This window comes from uncultured Empedobacter sp. (assembly GCF_937930195.1).
GTDB lineage: Bacteria > Bacteroidota > Bacteroidia > Flavobacteriales > Weeksellaceae > Empedobacter > Empedobacter stercoris.
This window is the reverse complement of the sequence record NZ_CALGVK010000059.1, coordinates 1-5,186: the sequence shown is the minus strand read 5'-3', so window position 1 is coordinate 5,186 and position 5,186 is coordinate 1. Positions and strand designations below refer to the sequence as shown.

Genomic DNA, 5,186 nt, shown 5'->3' with positions numbered 1-5,186 from the left:
CACCAGACATTTTAAGTGTTTTTCCATCCATTAAAGCTGCACTCAATCTTATTTTACCATCAGATTGTATTTGAGACCCTAATCCTGCATTAAATAACGGATCATCTTCTAATAAACTGACTGTATAAACGACTGTTTCTGTAGCGGTATGAGTGGTTAAATAATCATAGCCTTTTTGAACTATTTTAATTAATGCATTTTGTTTTTGAAATTTGGTTTCAGGATCTGTCAATGATTCGGAAAAGAAACCACCGTGAATAATTAACTTCATAGTTATTGATTGTTGTATTGAGAATCTTTGATTGAAATTTTATTTTGATCAAGATGAAAAACGTCATTCCGCGTCATCACATGGCAAATAATATGACTGATCGAAATCGGATACCCAATCTCAATTTGAGAAAGACTGGTGTCTAAAATTTCTCGTCCATCAACCAGTATGATAGATCCAGAACCTATTGCTGTCATTTTGTTGTTATTTTCGCTAATGATTAACCCTGTATCTTCACTTAGACCAATCCCAATTTTCATTGGATTTCCAGTTACAGCTTGAAATAAACGTCCAATTCTTCCTCTTTGAATAAAATGTGTGTCCACTAAAATGGAATCAATTAATCCAAGACCGCTATTCATTTCTACAGCTCCTTTCAGTAATGCGTCTGAACTCACTCCTTGATAAATCATGCTGGAAGAAACAGCCGCAGCACCAGCAGAAGTACCTGCGTAAATAAATTCTTCATGGTAATATTTTTGAAGTAATTTTTGTTGAAAAGGGGTACCGCCTATGGTAGAAGTTAATCGGAGTTGATCGCCACCACTAAATAAAACAACATCCGCTTCGTCCAATCGTTTCAGTGATTCAGGATGAATAGCATCTAAACGTGTATTGATGTCTAAATGTTCAACATTGTGTGCGTCCAAAAGACTGAAAGCTTTAATATACGACTCAGCTGCAATTTTAGGCGTTTGTGAAGCTGTTGTAATAATCTCAATTCGCGAATTTTCTTTATGTTTAGATTCTTCTATAATTTTTTTTAGAATACCATTTTGATAAAAGAAATCATTCAGTACTTCTTGTTTTGGTAAATGAGGTGGAATGTTCTCAGCTGTATTAATACCACCACCAACAATTATTAATTTTCCTTTAATACTCATCATTATTGATTTTATAACTTCAATTTAATTAATATTAACTGGACAAGAGGAGAATAAACCTTAAAATAATGGTAAAATAGTGTTAATAAGGGAAAAAGGTCTAGTTCTTGTAATCATTTACTAAATTTTTTAACACTTACCACATATGAAAATAGAAAATATATCGATTTTAAAAGGACCAAATTTTTGGAGTATTAAAAGAGAAAAACTAATCCAAATGCGATTGAATTTAGGTCGTTTAGAACAATTTCCAACGAATAAGATTGATGGATTTGCAGAACGTATACAATCATGGTTACCTACAATGTACTCGCATCGTTGTTCTGAAGGGGTAGCTGGTGGTTTTTTTACTCGTGTAAAAGAAGGAACATGGATGGGGCATGTAATTGAGCATATCGCATTAGAAATACAAACCCTAGCAGGTATGAATACCGGCTTTGGCAGAACTCGCGAAACAAATACGCCAGGTACTTATAATGTTGTATTTGCTTATCAAGATGAGCAGGTAGGGATATATGCAGCAAAAGCAGCTGTTAGAATTGCAGAAGCATTAATATCTAATTCGTCTTATTCCATTTTAGATGATATTAAAAATATGACTAAAATATGGAATTCAAATAAACTCGGTCCTTCTACACAAAGTATAATTAATGAAGCAGAAAACCGAAAAATACCATGGACACGATTAAATAATCATTCTTATAGCCAATTGTGATATGGTAAAAAGCAAGCTAGATTAGAAGCAACGATTACAGATAAAACCAACTATCTGGCTGTTGAGATTGCATGTGATAAATTTCGAACCAAACAATTATTAAAGGATGCATTTATTCCTATCGCTGATGGTGGTATAGGCGAAAATGAAGAAGATTTAAAAAAAATAATAGATGAAATAGGCTATCCAATTGTTATTAAACCATATAATTGTAATCACGGAAGAGGAGTAACCACCAATATAAATGAATATGAAACTGCTGAAAAAGCATTCCAGAATGCACGAGAATTTAGTCAAAAAATAATCGTAGAAAAATTTGTAAAAGGTTATGATTTTAGAATATTGGTCATCAATAAAAAAGTAGTTGCTGCGGCCAAACGAATACCTGCTCATATAATTGGAGATGGAAAACTTACGATAAAAGAATTAATTCAAATTGAAAATAACAATCCTAATAGAGGAGAAGGCCATGAACAAGTCTTAACAAAAATAAAAGTTGATCAACATACGATTTCATTATTAAAATCAAAAAACTACGATTTACAATCTATTCCAAAAAAGGATGAAATCATTTATCTAAAATCAACCGCTAACCTTAGTACAGGCGGAACATCAATTGATGTAACAGATGAACTTCATCCAGATAATATTCTTTTAGCCGAACGAATTGCTAAGGTTATTAATTTAGATATATGCGGAATAGATATTATTGCTTCCAATTTATCAGCATCTTTGTATTCATCCGGAGGAGTTGTAATTGAAGTAAATGCAGCGCCAGGTTTTAGAATGCATCTATCTCCAACAAAAGGGATTGCTCGAAATGTAGCTTCTTCGGTTGTAGATATGCTTTTCCCTCCTCAAAAATCCACCACTATTCCCATAATTGCAGTTACTGGCACCAACGGTAAAACTACGACTACACGACTAATCGCTCATTTATTTAAACAACATAAAAAAAATGTCGGTTATACAACTTCAGACGGTATTTATATACAAAATAAGCTGATGGAAAAAGGGGATACAACAGGACCGATTAGTGCACGAAAAATTCTAAATGATCCAACCATAGATATTGCAGTTTTAGAAACAGCAAGAGGAGGAATCCTTAGAGAAGGACTTGCATTTCGCACTTGCGATATAGGAATCATTACCAATATTACCGAAGATCATTTGGGGTTAAAGGATATTCATTCTTTAGAACAATTAGCGAGAGTAAAGTCTGTGGTAGTAGAAAGTGTTAAAAAAGAGGGCTGGGCCATTTTAAATGCTGAAGATCAGTATTCGATGAAGATTTCTAAAAAATTAGAATGTCAAATTGCGTATTTTTCTTTGGATGAAAAAAATATAGAGATTCAAAACAATATAAGAAATGGAAGTACAGTTGCATTTTATACAGAAGATGCCATTGTAATCCAAACCAAAACAGAACGAATATGTATTGCAGACGTAAGTAATATTCCATTGACGATGAATGGCAAAGCTGCATTTATGATTCAGAATGTGCTGGCAGCTGTATTGGCAGCGTATTTATCAGGTATAGATATTTCTACGATTAGAACAGCTTTGGAGACTTTTTTTCCAAGCCCAAAATTAACTCCTGGTAGAATGAATATTTTTCAATTTAAAGAGTTTAAAATTTTAATTGATTTCGCCCATAATCCTGCCGGATATATCGCTATAAAAGATTATCTATCGAATGTAAAAGCGAATAAAAAAATTGGTATTATTTCTGGGGTAGGCGATCGCAGAGATGAAGATATCCAATCTTGTGGAAGAATTGCTGCCGAAATGTTTGATTATATCATTATTAGACAAGAACGACACCTAAGAGGGCGAACAGAAAAAGAAATAATACAGTTGCTTGTAAAAGGGATCAACGAAGTTCAACAGGATTTTCCTTACGAAATCATACCCAACGAAATTGAAGCCATTGAACATACCATAAAAAAAGCCGAAAAAGGTGATTTTATTGTCGCATTAAGTGATGCTGTTTCTAACGCTATTGATGTCGTTCAATTTCATTTAGATAAAGATTCTTAATCATCTCATTTTAAGTTAATTAATAGTTGTCTTGAAAATGAAGTAATTTTATAAAGATCTACTTTTTAGATGATCGATTAAAGCCAAACGTTTTTAATCGCTCATCTTTTTTGTTAAGAATACTATTTTTTAGAACTTCTGCTGCAATCATAGAAAAAGTAATTCCATTTCCACCGTAGCCTAAAGCAAACAAAGTACGATCTCCCTTTTTCCAAGGACCTATATAAGGCAAACCGTCATCAGTAGAACTAAAAGTTCCGCACCAAGCCATCTCTGTTTTAAATTCAATTTCAGGATATAAATGCTTAAATTTTCGTTCCAGAACCTTGATTTTCGAACGAAGTAAATCATCTCGTTTTTCAGGATTTTGAAAATCTTCGTCTTCCCCTCCAACAATCAAACGATTATCTTTTGTTGTTCTCATATACAAATAAGGATCAGCTGTTTCCCAAATTAAACTACGGTTTGGCCATACCATTTTTTCATCAACAGGCGAGGAAATTATCGCATAAGTAGAAAGTAAATTCATCACTTTTTTAGGAAGAAACTGACCAGCCTCAAAACCAGTAGCCACAATTACATATCGACAAGAAATAATGTGCCCATGCTCTGTTAAAAGCTTACAGCCATTTTTTGATTCCTGTATATTTTCCACTTTTGTATGCGTATAGATTGTTAAGCTGTGTTTTTGTTGATGGTATTTTAGTAAGCTAATTGCAGCTTTGTAAGCATCCATTTGGGCAGAAGTATCATTCTGTAACGCAGCAATTCCATCTATATTTTGATATGTTTTTAATTGTTGTGCATCCAAATAGTTAATCGGTAATCCCACTTCTTTTCTAAGGGCAAACTCTCTGTCTAACAACTCTACACCCGCTTTATTACTTGCCAGCAAAACAGTCGGAACTCTTGTGAAATCAGCATCAATTTTGGTGTTTTTAAAAATATTTTCAATACTTGTAATGGATTGTAAACAATCGAAATAAGCATTTATAGCATGTTTTTCGGGAACTTTTTTAATTAATTCGCACAAAGGTGTATCAATTTCATATTGTAATTGAGCTGTACTTGCGGCAGAACTTCCTGTAGAAATTGTTCGTTTATCAATCAATGCGCATTCTATTCCAGCTTCACACAATTCGTGAGCAACTAAAGCACCTGTAATACCAGAACCAATTATCGCAACATCAATGCTACAATGATTTCGAAGTGGTTGATATAAATCAAAGAATTCATTTTTCACAATCCAATAAGGTAATCCAGAATGTAAATCCAT

The 5,186-nt window shown here is 33.3% G+C and carries 4 protein-coding genes and 1 pseudogene; 2 read left to right on the top strand and 3 right to left on the bottom strand.

Annotated elements, in window-relative coordinates; genetic code table 11:
• A partial coding sequence (locus Q0616_RS03165; protein WP_298775039.1) for an isoaspartyl peptidase/L-asparaginase occupies positions 1 to 271 on the bottom strand: 271 nt, incomplete at its 3' end.
• 2 nt (positions 272 to 273) lie between these two features.
• On the bottom strand, positions 274 to 1,155 hold the full coding sequence (locus tag Q0616_RS03160; protein WP_171623593.1) for a cyanophycinase: 882 nt from the start codon (positions 1,153 to 1,155) through the stop codon (positions 274 to 276).
• Between the two features lie 217 nt (positions 1,156 to 1,372).
• On the opposite strand from Q0616_RS03160, the gene Q0616_RS11880 reads away from it, so the two are divergent.
• Positions 1,373 to 1,870, top strand: a complete 498-nt coding sequence (locus tag Q0616_RS11880; RefSeq protein WP_366940233.1) for a hypothetical protein — start codon at positions 1,373 to 1,375, stop codon at positions 1,868 to 1,870.
• Positions 1,871 to 1,882: 12 nt separating this feature from the next.
• Positions 1,883 to 3,910, top strand: a pseudogene (gene cphA / locus Q0616_RS03155) (cyanophycin synthetase); the annotation flags it as partial.
• 58 nt (positions 3,911 to 3,968) lie between these two features.
• Here the strand turns inward: cphA and Q0616_RS03150 are convergent.
• Positions 3,969 to 5,186 (bottom strand): FAD-dependent oxidoreductase (locus tag Q0616_RS03150; RefSeq protein WP_260542794.1); only part of this gene is annotated, 1,218 nt, incomplete at its 5' end.

What these genes read in the sequence shown, in the direction of transcription:
- Q0616_RS03160 (WP_171623593.1), bottom strand. Translation starts at nt 1,155, where the DNA reads ATGAGTATTAAAGGAAAATTAATAATTGTTGGTGGTGGTATTAATACA.
- Q0616_RS11880 (WP_366940233.1), top strand. Translation starts at nt 1,373, where the DNA reads ATGCGATTGAATTTAGGTCGTTTAGAACAATTTCCAACGAATAAGATT.